The sequence below is a fragment of the Pseudanabaena sp. PCC 9330 genome, assembly GCF_055795045.1.
The window spans coordinates 234,136-252,297 of sequence record NZ_JAYFES010000107.1 but is presented as its reverse complement, the minus strand read 5'-3'; the positions used below and the strand labels follow the sequence as shown (position 1 = coordinate 252,297).

Here is an 18,162-nt window from a genome sequence, read left to right as displayed (position 1 = left end):
GCGTCTCGGAAACAACATGAGCAGCGCATCTATCGAATCGAGTTCAAAATACACACGTACTGCTATGCTGCCGATTAGTTTTGTCAGTCAACCAGGTGCCATCCTGCAGGGCACCGTTAAACCAAAACTTAAAGATCTGAATTCGATTTTCCGGCAGTACCTTGGGCAGCATGGCGCCATTCTCGCAATCTGAACTCAGCATACCCAGTTCACTGAGTAAATCCTGATATCAACCCCTGCCAGGTTCAGAAGCGGAGTTCTGTCTAGGCGAAAATTACAGATCCCAAGCCGGACTTGGCACGACGGGCAAGAATCGGCTAAACGGCTTACTTTTGACCCAAGCTAACAGCCAGCCAGCTTGCCAGGTCTAGGGAGAAACCTGACGGGCAAAGGCCGACTCTACCAGCGATCGCAAAATATCCATACCCAGGGGTTTTACCAGCAGGCCGTCGAGGCCAGGAGTCTCTTCGCTGTAGTTCCACTGGGGGCTAGCAGAGTCGGTCAAGGCCACAATGGTCAAGTCGGCGGCTCCATCTCGCTGACGCAACTGATGCACCAACGGCTGCGACCAGTCTTGAACGTTGTTACCCACCAAAATCACCAGGCAGGGCACCCTCTCGCTCACGCGAGTGACAGCCTGCTCTGGAGAACTAGCTACGTATACGGGGTATTGCAAATCGACCGCTAAGGGATGAGTATCATCGCGACGGCGACAATCGGGATCGAGCACAAGGATATAGTCACGGGTCAAATTCATGATAGGAAGCGACGCAATTGCTTCTTATATTACTCAGCTCCAAAATAGTGATTACTCTGCCTAAAACTCCATTTTTTTGGGCAGCAGCAAGGGTTTTAAGAACATTTTCAAGTCCCTGACTAAATCCCATTCTTCCATTTTTCTTAGCCTATCTAAAGGCTTACCAAAGACCTATGTTTTCAAAACTCAAACTATAGTGAATTTATGTAAACGATTGATCTCAAGCTTGCTTTAGCGGCAGACGGAGGATGACGTTTTGTACCGATCGCACCCTCGCCGGGCCACAGTGTGTGCGTGGTTGAGTAACCCTAGCTACAAAACCCCTCAGAAGCCTTTGCTATGTTTGGCGAATACGATTTGTCGTTTATGACGAAACCCAGTGAGCGCTGTATCAATACAGATTATTGAGGGAAATCCCCATCTGCGATCGCTCCTGGGCTGGCATCTCCAGCAAGCTGGCTACAGGGTCTTTCAGTCAGCAGATGTTGTCCGCACGAGAGACATCTTTCAAAATCGTCAGCCCGATCTGGTGATTTTAGACTCTCAACTGCCCAGCGGCGACGGGCTAGAGTTGTGTAAGTGGCTGCACAGTCAGGGGCAACCGCTGATCATGATTCTCTCGGCCTGCAACACCGAAACCGATATTGTCACTGGTCTACGGGCTGGGGCTGACGACTATATGACCAAGCCCTTTGGGATGCAGGAGTTTCTAGCTCGGGTCGAGGCGCTGACCCGGCGAGTGAGGACAATGAGCGCTCCGGCCTCGCTCACCTATGGCGATCTCAATATCGACCTAGTTCAGCGACGGGTCAACTTTCGCGGCGACTATATCGACCTCACTCCCCAAGAGTTTAGCCTTCTCTACGTGCTTACCCAGGCGGCAGGGGCACCCCTGAGCCGCACCGATTTGCTGCGGCGCGCCTGGCCTGATGCGATCGACAACCCCCGCACCGTCGACACTCATATTTTGTCGCTGCGCAAAAAGATCGAAGTTGACCCCCGTCAGCCCAATATCATTCAAACCGTTCGCAATGTAGGCTATCGCTTTAATGTAGAGCGCATCTCTGCCGAGTCTAACGGCCACAGCCCACGGGTCAGCAGCCCTAGCCTAGCTTCATCCTCTCTCGCATGAGGGACAGGGTACTCAAACCTCTGGGAAACTCTGCCCAGAGACTTGGGGCATTCTCTGAGCTGTAGCCAGCTACTCCTCGACCTAGACGCTGGTCAGTTTTGGTGAATCAGACTATAATTCAGGGGTTACTGTTCCCTGGTTTAAAACCCACGTGTTCACCACCCTTTCCCCTGCTACGTCGCTCCCCGCCCCAGATCTGTTTGAGGCTATCGACACCCTCAAACGCGATCTCAATGCGGTGATTTTGGCTCACTATTACCAAGATCCTGACATTCAAGATGTGGCCGACTACATTGGCGACTCTCTGGGTCTGGCTCGCCAAGCGGTAAATACCAATGCCGATGTCATTGTGTTTGCTGGGGTGCACTTCATGGCCGAAACGGCCAAAATTCTCAACCCCACCAAGCAGGTGCTACTGCCCGATCTCAGTGCCGGCTGCTCTTTGGCCGACAGCTGCCCGCCGGAGGCTTTTGCGGCGTTTAAAGCGGCCTATCCCGATCATCTGGTGATTTCTTACATCAACTGCACGGCGGCAATTAAGGCGATGAGCGACATCATCTGTACCAGCTCTAATGCTGTGGCTATTGTGCAGCAGCTGCCGCCAGAACAAAAAATTATCTTTGCGCCCGACCAAAACCTGGGTCGCTATGTCATGCAGCAAACTGGGCGCGATCTGGTGCTATGGCCAGGCAGCTGCATCGTACACGAAACCTTTTCTGAGAAAAAGCTCGTGCAGCTCCAGATCACCCATCCCGAGGCGGAGGTAATTGCCCACCCCGAATGCGAGGCGGTGGTGCTGCGCCATGCCGATTTTATTGGCTCCACCACGGCGCTACTAAAGTACGCCCAGCAGAGTCGGAAAACCGAGTTTATTGTGGTAACCGAGCCCGGCATCATTCACCAAATGGAAAAGCAGGCTCCAGGCAAAGTGTTTATTCCAGCGCCGCCGACAGCAGACTGTGCTTGCAATGAGTGCCCCCACATGCGACTCAACACCTTAGAAAAACTCTACCTGGCGATGAAAACTCGCCAGCCCGAGATTACCCTCGACCCCGAACTTCAGCGGCAAGCGCTCAGGCCCATTCAGCGCATGCTAGAGCTCAGCCTCTAGCTACACGTGCCGCGTCCCCATTGTCCATCGTAGCCCACGGAGATCTCGTCCCCTAGCTGGGCTGGGTTAGGAGACAGGTGTACCAAGGTAACACTTGCCATGCCCTCAACATCGCCGCGCCAAATGCTCTCACTTTGGTCGTTTTGACCGTCAAAGCTGAGGGTAGAGTCGGCAAAGACCTCGCCAGTGGCCGGCTGCTTTAGCTCAATCTGAGAGAACCCAGCCTCACGTGTGAAGTAGGCGGTAAAGTTTATGTCGTTGACGGTGATGGAGCCGGTGCAGGTCATCTGCAAATTGTCTTGGTTGGGTTCTTCAACCACAGAGGAATTGCCTGGAGGAGCATCTATGACAGTGGCCGAGGGGTGCTGCGATCGCAGCTCATCCCCACCATAGCCAGGGCTACAACCAAACCCATTAGGGTGTGCTTCATACAGTCAATTTATTATCAAGGGTCTTGGGATCCAGTAAGCTCTCTAGTCTCCCATTACCCCTACTCTCAGTCAGACCGCTAGGAATCTTGTAGGAAGGTGCGTAGAGTGCTGGTCAGGTTGTCAATCAAACCGTCGGGGTCACCCCCATGACTACTGTCTTGCTCGATCCGCTGCACCACATCCGTGGGCAAGTCGAGCAGGGCGACCAGTCGCTCGTAGGCTGCGGCTTCTTCTGCATTGATCAGGTCTTCGCCTGGGGTACGGGCACTGGAGTTGATCACCTGATACCCAAGCTTGAGCACTAACTCACGCTCGGCGGTGCTGCTGAGTTTAGGCACCAACTCTGCTAGGGGCAGATTTTGCATCAGATAGTCGCGCAGCTCGTCGCGGAGGGCCGCCTGCTGGCTGGCATTGCTGGCAAATAGCTGGCTAAACTGGTCGAGCATAACGCTGACTTCTTCGTCAGCTAAATGGCCATCACTCCAGGCCATAGTCGACACAATGCGCAGCAGGGTCATCTGGCTGGGGCTAATAGACGGGGGGGAAGGCGGTTGTAGGGGCATAGGGTTCTCCGAGGCAATAAACCACGCCAAGCAGCTTATGATGACAACCTATCATAGAGACATGGGAGAGCTGGGTATCTTTAGCATTCTCTACAAAAGCGGCGGGAGCAGGGGCTAGGCACGCCCGGCCAAGTGGGCCAGTTGTCGAGTGTTTTTCAGACGCAGCACAGACCGACTGGGATCTTCGATCAGCCAGCCCTTTTCGGTGAGCTTGGCGATGATGCGATCGACTTCATCAGGGGTGATATCGGCCAGGTCGGCCAGATCTTTGCGGGCAATATTAAAGATTTCGACGCCGTCTTCGACCGGATTACCGTAGGCCTCTTGGATGACGGTAAGGGTATTCGCCAGTTTGACGGCGGGGGGCTGATGCAGCAGCTGAAAGCGCAGGTTGGTCTGGCGAAGCCGTTGCACCATAATTTGCAGCAGTCGGTGGTGCAGCTGAGGATCTTTGAAAAGGGTCTGAATGAAGCGCTGGGCTGAGATGCTCATGAGCTTAACGGCAGTCATGGCTACTACATCGGTGGAGCGAGGTGATTCGTCGAGGATGGCCATTTCACCAAAGAACTCACCTTTGCTGAGCACCGCCAGGGTAACCGAGGTGTCTTCGGCGTGGCGGCGCACCTTGACCCAGCCGGCTGCAATAAAGTAAACGGCGTTGCCCCAGGCATCTTCCATCACCACAGCTCGACCAGCAGGATAGTCATGGTGGGTGGCGACCGATGCCAACCACTCAGCGGTTTCGGGGCTGGCGGCATGGAAGAGGGGATACAGTTCACTCAGCGAGTCGGCTTGCATAAAAGGCGTAGTTAAGGGTGTCGCTCAGGGTTGGCTAGACTAGGCCGCTAGTCTCTCGAAGACGGCCTATGTCCATGGTACCCAGAAATGATGGGCTGACCGAGGGGGCAGCTATCTCGGCTGACCTAGCCCCGCTGCGATCGCCTGCAACGGCGATCGCAGCGCCTGAACGTAGCTGGGCCAACCGACCACAATTGGCTGCCGGTGAATCAAGGTTTGCGGATCGACATCGGGCTCTGCAAACCGAATGGGCTGCCCCGCCAGGTCACAGCACACCAGCCCTGCCGCTTGGGCCAGGGCCAGAGGCCCCGTGGTATCCCATAGTTTGACTCGGCCATTGAAGTATATGTAGAGCCCCGCCTGCCCAGTGATCACTGCCAGCACCTTGAGGCCAAAGCTGCCCAGAGAGAGAAACTGCACCTGGGAAAAGCGGTGGGCGATCGCCTCTCCATACCGGCGCTCATCCTTATCGCCAATGACCAGAGTCCAGGGGCGATCGGGGTCAAACTTGGGTTCTTTGGGCATCAGTGGAGCTGGTTCCCCCATACCGACTTGCTCAAAGAGTCCCCAGTCGGGGCCACCCCAAACCAGACGCCGCCCCACCGGAGCATAGACCCAGCCCGCCTCGGGGCTGCCCTTGACCAACCGCCCCACCATCACCGAGTAGTGATCGCGGCCCTGGATAAAATCGTCGGTGCCATCGATAGGGTCGACGAACCAAAGGGTGCGATCGCTCTGCTGATACTGCCGCACCGTCGCCCGGTTTTCCTCCGTAATGATCCCATCTGCCGGAAAAATCGCCTGCATTCCAGCCAGGAGCTGCTGGTCTAGAAAGCGATCGACTGTGGTCACATAGTCGTCTACCCCCTTCTCAAACACCTGGAACGACTGCTGAGATTGCTGGCTGGCGTAGTCGCCACAGGCCACCACCAGCCGGTGCAGAGCCGAGAGATCAGAGGGGCAAATAGGAGACATACCGAGTAAAACCACAACCCCGACCACAGCGGGAAAATTACACCTAGAACCGATCTGAAACGCCTCACGTCAAGACGCCTGCCAAAGATTTCAAGCGGTTTTTAGATGGGCTTCTAGGATCGTTTCCGCCAACCGAAAAACCACGCCTCCCTGTCAGTGTAGTCTGGCTCACGGGCAAAACACGACCAAATCACAACCCAAAAAATCTAGGCACAAAAAATGGGTTGGCTAGCCTAGGCTAGCCAACCCAAATAGGGAACGCGTTGTAGACCTACTGAAGCACCAGCTTGACGTTGGCGTTTTGCAGACCAGGACGCTTAACCTCGGCCAGAGTCTTGTTGACCGCGTACTTTTGGTTGATGGAGTTGATCAACTCAGTCTGGTTGTGCTTTTTGGCCACACCCCAGAGATCAGCGATCAAGTCGAACGAACCATCAGCATTGCGAGACCAGCCCAGATCGTATTCACCGTCGAGAACGGCGACAAGGTCGGCGCGAACACGCTGGCCATTGTAACCGCGAACATCCGCCTCAGTTTTGGTAGCGATACCCAAATCAGCCAGAGACTGCTTTAGGATCTCAGCATCGGTCACTTTGGTGCGAAGGGTGCTGAAGTGAGACATGGTGTTTCCTCCTGTAGGGAAAATGAGAGAGACAACGAGGTTTGAGAGAGACAAAACCAGTTAGCCGTATGGAGGACTATCTGGATACAAACTGCTAGCAAACGCTAGCCCTTCCCCCGGATACCGCCGGGAGGAAAGCCTTTAGAACTCCATCCGCTGATATTCAGCGACGGAGGCTGCCGCCGGACGCGCCCGCTGGCGGGCCCAATCCCGCAGGGCAGTGACCTGCTCACTCATGGTCTTCGACAGCGGCAGCGTAGCGCGAATCGCCGCGATAATGTCGAGCTGAGTGAATTCACGTCCTTGGGCAAACGCTTCGTACATGGCCGAGATTAGCCCTTGCTCAATCTCAGCTCCAGAAAACCCATCGCAGACCTTGGTTAGCTGATCTAGGTCAAAGCGCTCAATGTCGCGACGGCGCTTTTGCAGATGGATATGAAAAATATCTTTGCGCTCCTCAGCGTTGGGCAGATCAACAAAGAAGATCTCGTCGAAGCGGCCCTTGCGGAGAAACTCGCTGGGCAACTTTTCTACCCGGTTGGCGGTAGCCATGACAAACACTGGGGAGGTTTTCTCCTGCATCCAGGTCAGGAAGGTACCGAAGATGCGACTGGAGGTGCCCCCATCCGAGTCAGCAGACCCAACACCCCCCGCAAAGGCCTTGTCGATCTCATCGATAAACAAAATGCAGGGAGAAATCGACTCAGCCGTGCGTAGAGCGTTGCGCAGGTTGGCCTCCGAACGGCCCACGGTAGAGCCGTCGTAGACCCGGCCTAGATCTAGGCGCAGCAGGGGCAGACCCCAAAGGCGAGAGGTGGTCTTAGCAATCAACGACTTGCCACAACCGGGTACCCCCAAAATGAGCATGCCCTTGGGCTGGGGCAAGCCATACTCCCGCGCTCGCTCGGTAAAGGCATCAGAACGTTGCTTAAGCCAGTGCTTCAGCTCTTCTAGGCCACCTACAGAGTCGAGGGTTTCATCGACCTCCATAAACTCTAGAATGCCGTTGCGGCGAATGAGCTGCTTCTTCTCAGAGAGCACAATATCGACCTCTTCAGCAGTGAGGCGCTTAGCCATCACCCGTGCTTTGCGATAGACCTTTTCGGCCTCGTCGCGGGTCAGACCTAGGGCCGCTTTTAAGAGCTTCTCGCGCTCTTCGGTAGTAATGCTGCTGCCTCGGGCTCGGTTCATCTCGCTAGAGAGCACTTCGTCGAGCTCAGACATGTCGGGCATGGGGAAGTCGAGCAGCACGACCTCTTTCTCTAGCTCAATGGGAATCTCCTGTACTGGCGACATGAGCACGATGGTCTTGCGGGTGCCCTTGAGAGCCACGACAGCGTCGCGCAGGCAACGAGTCACCGCTGGAGAATCTTTGAAGGGATGCAAGTCCTTGAAAATGAAGATGCCGGGCTCTCGCTGACGAATCACCCACTCTACGGCAGCTTCGGGCGAGACGGTGTTGTTATTCTGGGTGCCAGTGCCCTGGTTGCCATATTCCACCATGCCTCGAGTCATGGTCCAGGTGAAAACCCGCATGGGAGCTTTTACATCCTGATCCCTTGATACATGGCGAGCCACCGTAGCGATGGTTTGCTCAGCCCTTTCTTCCTCAAAGGTGACCAGGTAGATCAGAGGATATTGGGCCTGTACTAGTACGTTCAAATCCTCTCGCATAACCAAATACCTTCTCAGGCGTAAGGGGCATTCAGGCTGATGTCTCAGCTAACTACAGACAAATCAGTTAAATCTGTACCTAGCAAACAACCAGCTCTCCTTCTTCTCGGGAACCAGTATTTGCTACAACCACGTCGGGCACAATCACGCTAGTTTTTGCAGCGCCGACAACTTGGGCCACCTCTACTAACTCACCCTCACGGAATACTACAGATGACTCACAGCTTGGACAGCTATGAACGCGGTGAGTCTGACCAGCAGAGGCCTCTAGTGCCTCAGTGACCTCGTCGCCGTGGGCCAAATAAAAATCAATCGCACGCTTGGCAATGGAAGACATAGCCTCGCCCTCAACAGCAGAGCGAATCTTTAACTGACGATGCAGGTCAGTGGGGAGATACAGAGTAACTTTAGTAGCTTTTTGCTCTTCCATAGCGCACTTTTTAAGTAGTGGTAACCCAGGTATGAGTACACCCTAAGTGGGCGATCCCCATGCTGTCAAGCCAGTATGCTGTCATGACGTCATTTCTGTAACATTGCTTTACATGGGGTAATGCATCGTTGCAATGGCGGGGTGCTAACCCAATCTCATTTGATGGTCTTCGCTTCAGAATTGGGGTGGGTTTTCCCTGGTCTGAGATCTGTGTCTGTAAAGATGTCTAGAGTTAACTGAGATCTGTCAAAGCGTATGGCATCGTCGCCGGAGTTTGGGTCGCTTTGATTACTACCCTAGCGGCAGGAAGGGCATATGGGATCAGACGTAAACTTATACGACGAGCAGAGAATTCTCTGCTCGTCGTATCGATATGCTCTTGGAGTCAGCTAGTTAACGTTATTGGCGGGTCTTTTTGGGTCTGTGTCACAGTCTTTGTGTGGTCTCTACACCAATGTCTTGCCCAACTGTCTGGGCGATCGCCCAAACAGTTGGGCACTCTGTAGTCGTTCCGTTGCGCTCTCAGCTATGACTATCACCACCGCCCCGGACATATCCGTCGCGCCCTGCTCTCAGGCCGCTTCTTCCCTCGATAGCTCCTTTGCTCAGTGGTATGCCCAGGGGGAGAGCTTGGCCAACCAGGGGGACTACGATCGCGCCCTGCGCTGCTTTGCAGAGGCCGCCATTCTCAACCCCAGCGATAGTGAGACGCTGGTGTACCAGGCGGTGTGTTTGATTCACCTGGGGCTGCCCCAGCGGGCGCTGGCGGTGGCTGACCAGCTGCTGGCGATCGCCCCTCACCATCCCCAGGGCTGGCTCTATCGCGGTGTGGCTCTGCACCGCCTGGGCCGCTACAAAGAGTCTTACGCCTGCTATGCCCGGGTTCAGTCATCCTGAGTAATTCTTATGTACTGGCAGGGCGGCAAAACTCCCTGAGAGATTACACTTAAACGCACGAAGATAGTTCTCTGAGCGTTTGCTATGGTTGGGGTTGTGTCGCCCGCAGTGGCCTTTCCGTCTTTAGAAACGGCCCTCAAACATCATTTTGGCTACGACGAGTTTCGGCTGGGCCAGCGGCCCGTGATCGAAGCCGTGCTCAAAAATCAGGATGCCCTGGTGATCATGCCCACTGGGGGCGGCAAGTCGATGTGCTATCAGCTGCCCGCCCTGCTAAAGCTGGGGGTGATGGTGGTGGTGTCGCCGCTGATCGCCCTGATGCAAGACCAGGTCGATAGCCTACTCGACAACGGCATCGCTGCCACCTATCTAAATAGCTCCCTCGATTTCAACGCTATTCGCCAGCGAGAGGCGGATTTGCTGGCGGGCAAGGTCAAGCTGCTCTACGTGTCACCGGAACGGCTGATGAGCTCTGGCTTTTTTGACCTGCTGGGGCGGCTGATTCAGACCGTAGGGGTGAGCGGTTTTGCCATTGACGAGGCCCACTGTGTATCAGAGTGGGGTCACGACTTTCGCCCTGAGTATCGTCAGCTGTCGGTGCTGCGGCAGACCTTTCCGCAAATTTCGGTGATGGCGCTGACCGCCACCGCCACCGAGCGGGTGCGGGTGGATATTGCCCAGCAGCTGCGCCTGCGCGATCCGCTGATTCAGGTGTCGAGCTTTAACCGGCCTAACCTGTTCTACGAGGTGCGACCCAAGGGCCGCGACCCCTACGGTGAGCTGCTCCGCCAGGTAAAGCAGCATCAGGGCTCAGGCATTATCTACTGCCTCAGCCGCAAGCGGGTGAATGAGCTGGCGGAGAAACTTACTGCCGATGGGGAATCGGTACTGCCTTACCATGCGGGCCTATCGGATGAAACCCGGCGAGAAAACCAGACCCGCTTCATTCGTGACGATGTACGGCTGATGGTGGCTACGGTGGCCTTTGGCATGGGCATCAATAAGCCCGACGTGCGCTTTGTCATTCACTACGACATTCCCCGCAACATTGAGGGCTACTACCAGGAGAGCGGACGGGCGGGCCGCGATGGCGAACCGGCCCACTGCACCCTATACCTGGCCTACGGCGACGTGGCTACGGCGGAGTATTTGATTGGCCAAAAACCCGACGAAGCGGAACAGCGCATTGCCCGCCAGCAGCTGCGCCAAATGGTGGACTACGCCGAAACCACGGTGTGCCGCCGTCGGGTGCAGCTGAGCTACTTTGGCGAAATTCTGGGCGAAACCCTGGAGGGACTGTGCCACCAGTGCGACAACTGCACCAACCCACCCCCGGTGGAAGACTGGACAATTGAGGCCCAGAAGTTTCTCTCCTGCGTGGCTCGCTGTCAGGAGCGCTTTGGCATGGCCCACATCATCGACGTGCTGCGCGGCTCTAAAAAGCAGAAGATTGTGGATCTGCGTCACGACCAGCTCTCGACCCATGGCATCGGCAAAGATCGATCGGTGGATGAGTGGCGGCTGCTGGGGCGATCGCTGCTGCACCAGCGCCTAGTCGATGAAACCACCGACGGCTACCCAGTACTCAAGCTCAACGCCGCCAGTTGGCAGGTGCTGCGCAAGCAGATCCCGGTGCAGGTGGCGGTGCCGAAAGACTTTGCCCCCAGCCCCACCGAAGAAGCGGCGGCGGATACCCCTGAGGTGCTGCAACTGCTGCGAATTTTGAAAGATCTGCGCAAAAAGCTGGCCGACCAGCAGGCGGTGCCTCCCTACGTGGTGTTTCCCGAGTCGGCCCTGCGGCAGATGGCCCAGACCCGACCCCAAACCCTGGAGGCCTTTGGCCAGGTGTCGGGGGTGGGCAGTCGCAAGCTGGAGCAGTACGGCGATGCGTTTACCGCTGCTATTCGCCAGTTTTGTGCAGACTACGGCCTGGAGTCGGCCCCTGGGGCAGGTCGGGGACGATCGCGCCCCACCCGAGAACGCCGTCAGTCGGTGACGGACACCCACCGTCAAACCCTTGAACTCCATCGTCAGGGGCTGTCGATTGATGAGATCGCCGATCAGCGCGCACTCAGATCCAGCACCATTGCCAGCCACCTAGAGCTGCTGATTCGCCATGGAGAAACGGTAGATTTGGATCGGCTGATCGATCGCGATCGCCAGCAGCAGATGATCGCAGTGCTGACGGCAATGGAGGAAGCCTCGCTGACGGCGGTGCGCGATCGCCTTGGCCCCACCTTCACCTACGAAGACATTCGCCTAGTGCGGGCGGTCTGGCAGCAAGCACAGCAGGCTTGATCAGCTCGGAAAATCGTGGGCGAGAATGGCCTGACCTCGGCGGTAAATCTCTTTGGCGTAGTCAGTCCAGGTGCCCTGACCCCAGTAGCGAAAGCAGCTGGTTTGCAGCAGCAGATTGTGGATCAGGGCGTTGCGGTAGCGGTACTGGCTTTCTAGGGCATCGCCCCGCTCGCTCTGGCGATTCATCACCTGGTGGAACTGAGCGCTGAGCCGCTGCATGGGGTCGAGGACGTTGTCGTAGCCCTGCACCCAGCTGCGATCGCCCGTCCAAGATCCGCCTTCCATAGAAAAATTGCTGTCTGCGGCGCGGAGAGCGGCGATCGCCCGATCCACTGCCTCTGGCCCACTGGTCTCGCCCATGGACTCCCACAGCCGGGTCTGTCCCACCGCCTGACAGAGCGGAAAGCTCTCTGGCCCACACCCCGCCGCCGCCAGCAGTTCTAAATATTCGGTGCCGTTAAAGCCGACCACCCCTTGGCGACCGCCGCCATTGTCGCGCATTTCGTACCACGATCGCATGAACGCACTGGGAAACTCGTTCATCATCACGCCGCCGTTTTCGCCGTCGCTGATCTGGCTCACTAGCTGGGGCACGGTGGCACTTCCTAGCGAGACTTGGCCCAGGGTTTTGGCCTCCCAGTAGGGTTGCATTTGGCCCACCAGCTTAGTGTCAGACCCTTGGGTCTTGATCAGCACGACAATTTCTTCGACCGAGCCCTCGGCGTTGCGAGCCACCAGCCGATGAGGCAGGTGGGGCTGCGACAGGCCTTGGCCATCAAGCGACTCTACCGTGTGCTCTTGCACCAGCAGCCAGCGATAGCCGCAGTCTTTCAGCGTTTTCACAAAGGCGTAGAGCACATCAGGATGGTTTGGCAGATGCATCTCCGGCGGCGAGAAGCCCCGCACCCGCGCCAAGGCCTCGGGGCCAAACACGGCAGCGAAGTGGTGTTGCCAGGCGCGAATGTGCAGCTTGAGGTCGGGCACTGGCGTGGAGGGCACCACCGCGTGGCCCCAGCAGGTGCCCAGCCATTCTACATAGGGCTGGTAAATGGGGTCACAGGCCAGACGGCGCAGCTTGGCGAGAATATCTTGCCGATCCAGCTGTTGCAGCCCCCACAGCAAGGTACCTGAATAGTCGAGCATGACCCGAGGATTGCAACCATTGCTGACCAATTCTGGGATGAAATCGCCCAGGCGGGCATAGCAGTAGGCGAAGGTGCCCGCGTTGTGGTTATCCCCGTCGTAGGGGTGCTCAAACATGTACTGCAAGTGGTTGATCAGCTCGCCTTTAGCCCCAGCGGGAATGGTGGGCTGGTGCATATGCAGGGCGATCGCAAAGCCTGCCGAAATATCCCCCAGCTCAAGGTTAGTGCGGGGCAAAAACACCGGCTCGTCGCTGGCCATTATGGCAGCGATATCGGCTTCTCGACCCGACAGAGGGGGCAGTCCCTCTTCTAGGGCAGGCCAATCTATAGGGGAGAGCACAGCACCGGTCATAGGAGTCTCCAGGAAACGGCTACCCAAACACTGGGAAAGCCTATCAATACTATTTAGTGTGGCACCCTGTGGAGCACTTACACCACGGCTAGCAACATTTTGTGGCGTAGTTTGTAGCTTAAAAAAACTGCTGCGGCTAACACCAATACTCAGTAGATCACAAACGCGCTCTTTTGCCGCGAGCCAGCCCTCACCTCTTGGGAGAGGGGCTGGGGGTGAGGGGTGCAGGGACTTTGCGATCTACTGATACTAGGAATAGCAATGAGCGGCTGCCCGGTGCTGTGACCACCGGGGAAAAATCACAGTTATCCGCGCGGCCAGGCTAGACTGAAGCTAAATCAGCAACTACAGACATTCTTAACAAATTTTTAGGCTGGTCACTTTTAAGGATGGATGAGCAACATCGCTGGTCATTACCCTGCTTTGGTAGCTGGCTATGGTTCAAGCAAAGCCCTGCACTGGCCCCACGATCACCTGGCCTCCCCTGCCCGATGACTTTCAGTTGATCGACGACCCAGTGGAAAACATTTATCAGCCGCCCCTGGCTGCCGCCCTCACCGATGCCCTGGGCGCTGCCCAGCGCATTCGGCCTGACATGTTAATCGGCTCTAATTTTGGCCTGGTGGCCGGGGGCGATGATGAGACGGTGGTAAAAGCACCGGACTGGTTCTATGTGCCCCAGGTCAACCCAATTCCTGAAACCATGGTGCGCCGCAGCTACACGCCACGGCTAGAAGGCGCGCCGGTCGCCGTAGTGATGGAATTTCTCTCTGCCGATGACAACGGTGAGCTATCAATTCGATCGATTGCCCCCTACGGCAAGCTCTATTTCTATGAGCAGATTTTGCAGGTGCCCACCTATGTCATCTACGTCCCCCGACGAGCCAGGTTAGAAGTACGTCATCTGCGGCATCGGGCGCTATGAGCTACAACCGCCCGATGCCGCAGGACGCTTTTGGATTGAGCCACTAGGACTATTTTTAGGGGTCTGGTACGGCGAACGCCTAGCCCAATCCCTGAACTGGCTGCGCTGGTGGGATGCCGACGGCAATCTTTTGCTGTGGAGCTCAGAACAGGCCGAAGCCGAACACCAGCGGGCCGAAGCTGAATGCCAGCGGGCCGATCGCCTGGCAGAACTGCTGCGCGCCCAGGGCATTGACCCAGACCAGGTTTAGATCGAGGTGAAATTTTTGCACCAAACTCCCTGGTTCTGTGGCTACAGACGCACAAAATTTGGTGTATCTGCTCGGAGAAGTCAGGGAGCGGTTCTCCTACGCTAAGCGCTAAAGTACTTGGCCGCCGGGTGGTAGGCCACGATCGCCGTCGTTGACTGCTCGGGGTAGAGTTGCTCGCTCTCGTCAATGGTCAGACCGATGCGATCGCTCCCCAACAGATCTAGCTGCACCGGCTGGTCGGCCATATTTGGACAAGCCGGATAGCCAAAGCTGTAGCGCGACCCCTGGTAGCGTTGTTGCAGAATCTCCCGCAAGGTCTCAGGCTCCACATCCCCAAAGCCCAGCTCGCGGCGAATGCGGGCGTGCCCCCACTCCGCCAGCGCCTCCGCCGTCTGCACCGACAGCCCGTAGTAGTAGAGGTAGTCGGTGTATTGGTCAGCCTGGAACAGCTTTTGAGCAAACTCCGTGGCAATTTCGCCCACCGTCACCGCCTGCATGGGGAACACGTCAAACTGGCCCGGCTCCGCCCGCTCCTTTGGCAAAAAGAAGTCGGCAATGCACAGCCGCCGCAGAGATTTTTGGCGGGGGAAGGTAAATGTTGCCACCGGTTCCGGTAGGGGCGCACTGCTGTGCGCCCCTACACCGGGATTCTCCATTACCGACGGATCGTAGATGTGCAGGGAATTGCCCTCGGCCAGGCAGGGGAAGTAGCCGTAGACCAGTTGGGGGTGGAGCAGGTTTTCCGCCAAAATCCGTTGCTTCCAGTTATCGAGAATCGGACGAACGGTCTCTTTCAAGAAGGCGTCGTACTCTTCGCGGGACTGCTCCTGGGGCTTGCGAAACTGCCACTGACCGACGAACAGCGCCTGCAAATCGAGGTAGCCAAACACCTCTTCCAGCGAAATATCTGCCGGGGTGAGTACCCGCGTGCCCCAGAAGGGCGGCGTGGGGCGGGGAATGGCGGGGTCTACGGCCTCGGAGCGGGTAGTATCTTCAGAATATTGAATTTCGGGTTTTGAAGTTTCGATTTCTAGGGCATCTGTCCCCTCTTCGGAGGGGTAGGGGTGGGTCTGCTTCCCATTTTGAATTGGTTCCGCCTCATCCAAAAAACCGCTCAAATCATCCCAATTCCCCGCCGCTTTTGCAGGCATCAGCTTGTCCATAAAGTGCAGGTCAGAGAAGGCGTCTTTGCCGTAGACAACCTTGCCCTTGTAGGTGTTTTGGCAGTCTTCGTGCACAAATTTTGGCGTCAGCGCTGCACCGCCCAGAATCACCGGCACGGTGATGCCCTCCTGGTTAAAAGTCTCCAGATTGTCTTTCATAAAGGCCGTGGATTTGACCAGCAGGCCGCTCATGGCGATGCAGTCGGCGTGGTGCTCCCGATACGCCTGAATGATCGCGTCCACGGGCTGTTTGATGCCCAGGTTGACCACCTTATAGCCGTTGTTCGAGAGAATGATATCCACCAGGTTTTTGCCGATATCATGCACGTCGCCCTTGACCGTGGCGATGATGAAGGTGCCCTTGCCGGAGCCATCGCTGTCGGCCTTCTCCATGTAGGGTTCGAGGTAGGCCACAGCGGCTTTCATGGTCTGGGCCGATTGCAGCACAAAGGGCAGCTGCATTTGCCCCGAGCCAAACAGTTCGCCCACCACCTTCATGCCGTCGAGCAAGAAGGTGTTGATAATCTCCAGCGGGGGGTAGGTTTCGAGCGCCTTGGCCAGGGCATCGTCGAGGCCAAGGCGTTCGCCGTCGATGATGTGCTGCTTGAGCTGCTCATCAATGGGTAGGTCTTTGGCGATCGCCTCTTTTTTCTTCAGGCTCTTGCCCTCAAACAGGGTGGTGAGCTTGGTCAGCGGGTCGTAGGAGACAATGTCGCCGTCAAACTCGCGGCGATCGTAGATCAAGTCGCGGCAGACCTTTTGGTGGTCGGGGTCGATTTTAGCCAAAGGCAAAATCTTGGCCGCGCTGACGATCGCCCCATCCAGCCCCACCTGCATGGCCTCGTGGAGAAACACCGAGTTCAGCGTTACCCGTGCCACGGGGCTGAGGCCAAAGGAGACGTTCGACACCCCCAGCATAATGTGGCTGCCGGGCAGGTTTTCGCGAATCAGCCGAATTGACTCGATGGTCTCGCGCCCGTTCACCCGGTCTTCTTCAATGCCGGTCGAGATCGGCAGCGCCAGGGTGTCAAAGAAAATCTCGTGGGCGGGGATGCCGTACTCCAGCGCGTCGCGGTAGGCCCGTTGGGCAATTTGGAACTTCTTCTCTGCCGTGCGGGCCATGCCGTCTTCGTCGATGGTGCCGACGACAATGCCTGCACCGTACTTCTTCGCCAGCTCCAGCACCTTGAAAAAGCGATCGTCGCCGTCTTCATAGTTGGTCGAGTTGAGAATGCATTTGCCCCCGGCCACCTTCAGGCCCGCCTCCATTTTTTGCCACTCGGTGGAGTCGAGCATCAGGGGCAGGGTGACATTGGTGACTAGGCGCGACACCAGCTCGTGCATGTCCCGCTCGCCGTCGCGACCCACGTAGTCCACGTTCACATCCAGAACGTGGGCACCTTCTTTCACCTGTGCCCTGGCTAGGGCCACCAGCCCGTCCCAATCCTCCGCATTCAGCATCTCGCGGCACTTTTTAGAGCCGCTGGCGTTGAGTCGTTCGCCCACGATCAGAAACGAGTTGTCCTGGTCGTAGGGCTGAGGGCTGTAGATCGAGGCGGCGGCGGGGGTGTAGTTGAGGGCAGGCCGTGGGTCGGCACCGCCGTGCGCCCCTACGGACAACCCCCTCACAGGCCGTTCCTTTGGCCGCAAATCCTTCGCCAGCTCCGCTAGCTGGGCAATGTGCTCGGGCCGGGTGCCGCAGCAGCCGCCGATTACCTGCACGCCGAGGTCTTCAATGAAGTGCATCAGGGACATGCGCAGCTCCATCGGGGTGAGGCGGTAGACCGCATTGCCGCCCACGTTTTCGGGTAGGCCAGCGTTGGGGATGCAGGAGATCACAAAGGGCGACTGTTCGGCCAGATGGCGCACGTGGTCTTTCATCAGGTCGGGGCCGGTGGCGCAGTTGAGTCCCAGAATGTCGATGGGGTAGGGTTCGAGGATCGCCAGGGCGGCGGCCATTTCGGTGCCCACCAGCATGGTGCCCTGCTGCTCCATGGTGACGGAGACCATCAGGGGCAGGCGGGTGCCGGTGGCGGTGAAGGCTTCTTCAATGCCGTTGAGGGCGGCTTTGATTTGCAGCACGTCCTGGCAGGTTTCGACCAGCATTAAATCTACGCCGCCGTCGATCAGCCCCTTGGCCTGATCGACGTAGGAGTCTTTGAGGGTGTCGAAGTCGATGTGGCCCAGGGTAGGCAGCTTGGTGCCCGGCCCCATAGAGCCTGCCACAAAGCGCGGCTTTTCGGGGGTAGAGTATTCGTCGGCGACGCGGCGAGCCAGGGCGGCGGCGGTTTTGTTGAGTTCGTAGGCTCTGTCGGCTAAGTCGTACTCGGCCAGCACGATCGCAGTGCCGCCAAAGGTATCGGTCTCGATCACGTCGGCCCCGGCTTCGAGAAAGCCTCGGTGGACGGTCTCGACTGCCTTAGGGTTGGTGAACACTAGGTATTCGTTACAGCCTTCGTACTCGGGGCCGCCAAAGTCATCGGCGGTCAGGTTTTGCACCTGGAGGTTGGTGCCCATGGCACCGTCAAAAACCATCACCGGGCGATCGGGGCTGTGGAGGCGATCGAGAAAGGCGCTAGACATGGGGCGTTAGAACGGGATTGCGACAGAGATCACCTATTATCAACCATTGCCCCCTA

Annotated in this window: 15 protein-coding genes and 1 pseudogene; 6 read left to right on the top strand and 10 right to left on the bottom strand. The window is 57.1% G+C overall.

Features of this window, described 5'->3' with window-relative positions; all coding sequences use genetic code 11:
* Positions 1–193 (top strand): hypothetical protein (locus tag AC0QKW_RS14940; RefSeq protein WP_473151868.1); only part of this gene is annotated, 193 nt, incomplete at its 5' end.
* A 174-nt stretch (positions 194–367) separates the two neighbouring features.
* Here the strand turns inward: AC0QKW_RS14940 and AC0QKW_RS14935 are convergent.
* Complete coding sequence (locus tag AC0QKW_RS14935; RefSeq protein ID WP_473151867.1) at positions 368–757, bottom strand: hypothetical protein; 390 nt, start codon at positions 755–757, stop codon at positions 368–370.
* A 379-nt stretch (positions 758–1,136) separates the two neighbouring features.
* On the opposite strand from AC0QKW_RS14935, the gene AC0QKW_RS14930 reads away from it, so the two are divergent.
* Both AC0QKW_RS14930 and nadA read left to right on the top strand, forming a co-directional pair.
* Positions 1,137–1,889, top strand: a complete 753-nt coding sequence (locus AC0QKW_RS14930) for a response regulator transcription factor (RefSeq protein WP_473151866.1) — start codon at positions 1,137–1,139, stop codon at positions 1,887–1,889.
* 151 nt (positions 1,890–2,040) lie between these two features.
* Complete coding sequence (nadA, locus tag AC0QKW_RS14925; protein WP_473151865.1) at positions 2,041–3,000, top strand: quinolinate synthase NadA; 960 nt, start codon at positions 2,041–2,043, stop codon at positions 2,998–3,000.
* Here the strand turns inward: nadA and AC0QKW_RS14920 are convergent.
* From AC0QKW_RS14920 to AC0QKW_RS14890, 7 genes are all read right to left on the bottom strand, one after another.
* Positions 2,997–3,320, bottom strand: coding sequence for a hypothetical protein (locus AC0QKW_RS14920; RefSeq protein WP_473151864.1), 324 nt, complete (start codon positions 3,318–3,320; stop codon positions 2,997–2,999). The two genes, nadA and AC0QKW_RS14920, sit on opposite strands and share 4 nt — an antisense overlap.
* A 188-nt stretch (positions 3,321–3,508) precedes the next feature.
* The gene (locus AC0QKW_RS14915; protein ID WP_473151863.1) at positions 3,509–3,994 is read right to left on the bottom strand and encodes a tellurite resistance TerB family protein; all 486 of its coding nucleotides are present in this window, start codon (positions 3,992–3,994) and stop codon (positions 3,509–3,511) included.
* A gap of 114 nt (positions 3,995–4,108) precedes the next feature.
* On the bottom strand, positions 4,109–4,792 hold the full coding sequence (locus tag AC0QKW_RS14910; protein WP_473151862.1) for a Crp/Fnr family transcriptional regulator: 684 nt from the start codon (positions 4,790–4,792) through the stop codon (positions 4,109–4,111).
* A gap of 111 nt (positions 4,793–4,903) precedes the next feature.
* A complete protein-coding gene (locus AC0QKW_RS14905) occupies positions 4,904–5,767 on the bottom strand; it encodes a 3'(2'),5'-bisphosphate nucleotidase CysQ family protein (protein WP_473151861.1) in 864 nt (287 codons plus the stop codon).
* Positions 5,768–6,038: 271 nt separating this feature from the next.
* On the bottom strand, positions 6,039–6,389 hold the full coding sequence (locus tag AC0QKW_RS14900; RefSeq protein WP_017299886.1) for a DUF1257 domain-containing protein: 351 nt from the start codon (positions 6,387–6,389) through the stop codon (positions 6,039–6,041).
* A 141-nt stretch (positions 6,390–6,530) separates the two neighbouring features.
* Positions 6,531–8,063 (bottom strand): stress-responsive protein Ycf46, encoded by a 1,533-nt coding sequence (ycf46, locus tag AC0QKW_RS14895; protein ID WP_473151860.1) that lies wholly within the window; start codon positions 8,061–8,063, stop codon positions 6,531–6,533.
* Between the two features lie 79 nt (positions 8,064–8,142).
* Positions 8,143–8,493 (bottom strand): slr0373 family blue light stress response protein, encoded by a 351-nt coding sequence (locus tag AC0QKW_RS14890; protein WP_473151859.1) that lies wholly within the window; start codon positions 8,491–8,493, stop codon positions 8,143–8,145.
* A gap of 528 nt (positions 8,494–9,021) precedes the next feature.
* Between AC0QKW_RS14890 and AC0QKW_RS14885 the strand changes: the two genes are divergently transcribed.
* Entirely contained in the window at positions 9,022–9,390 is a 369-nt protein-coding gene (locus AC0QKW_RS14885) for a tetratricopeptide repeat protein (RefSeq protein WP_473151858.1), read from the top strand.
* An 84-nt stretch (positions 9,391–9,474) separates the two neighbouring features.
* A complete protein-coding gene (gene recQ / locus AC0QKW_RS14880; RefSeq protein ID WP_473151857.1) occupies positions 9,475–11,688 on the top strand; it encodes a DNA helicase RecQ in 2,214 nt (737 codons plus the stop codon).
* On the opposite strand, the gene AC0QKW_RS14875 is transcribed toward recQ, so the two are convergent.
* A complete protein-coding gene (locus AC0QKW_RS14875; RefSeq protein ID WP_473151856.1) occupies positions 11,689–13,185 on the bottom strand; it encodes a glycosyl hydrolase family 57 in 1,497 nt (498 codons plus the stop codon). It abuts the gene before it with no gap.
* Positions 13,186–13,621: 436 nt separating this feature from the next.
* Here AC0QKW_RS14875 and AC0QKW_RS14870 point away from each other — a divergent pair.
* Positions 13,622–14,360 (top strand): annotated as a pseudogene (locus AC0QKW_RS14870) (Uma2 family endonuclease).
* A gap of 101 nt (positions 14,361–14,461) precedes the next feature.
* Here AC0QKW_RS14870 and metH read toward each other — a convergent pair.
* Complete coding sequence (metH, locus tag AC0QKW_RS14865; RefSeq protein WP_473151855.1) at positions 14,462–18,106, bottom strand: methionine synthase; 3,645 nt, start codon at positions 18,104–18,106, stop codon at positions 14,462–14,464.
* Positions 18,107–18,162 lie beyond the last annotated feature (56 nt).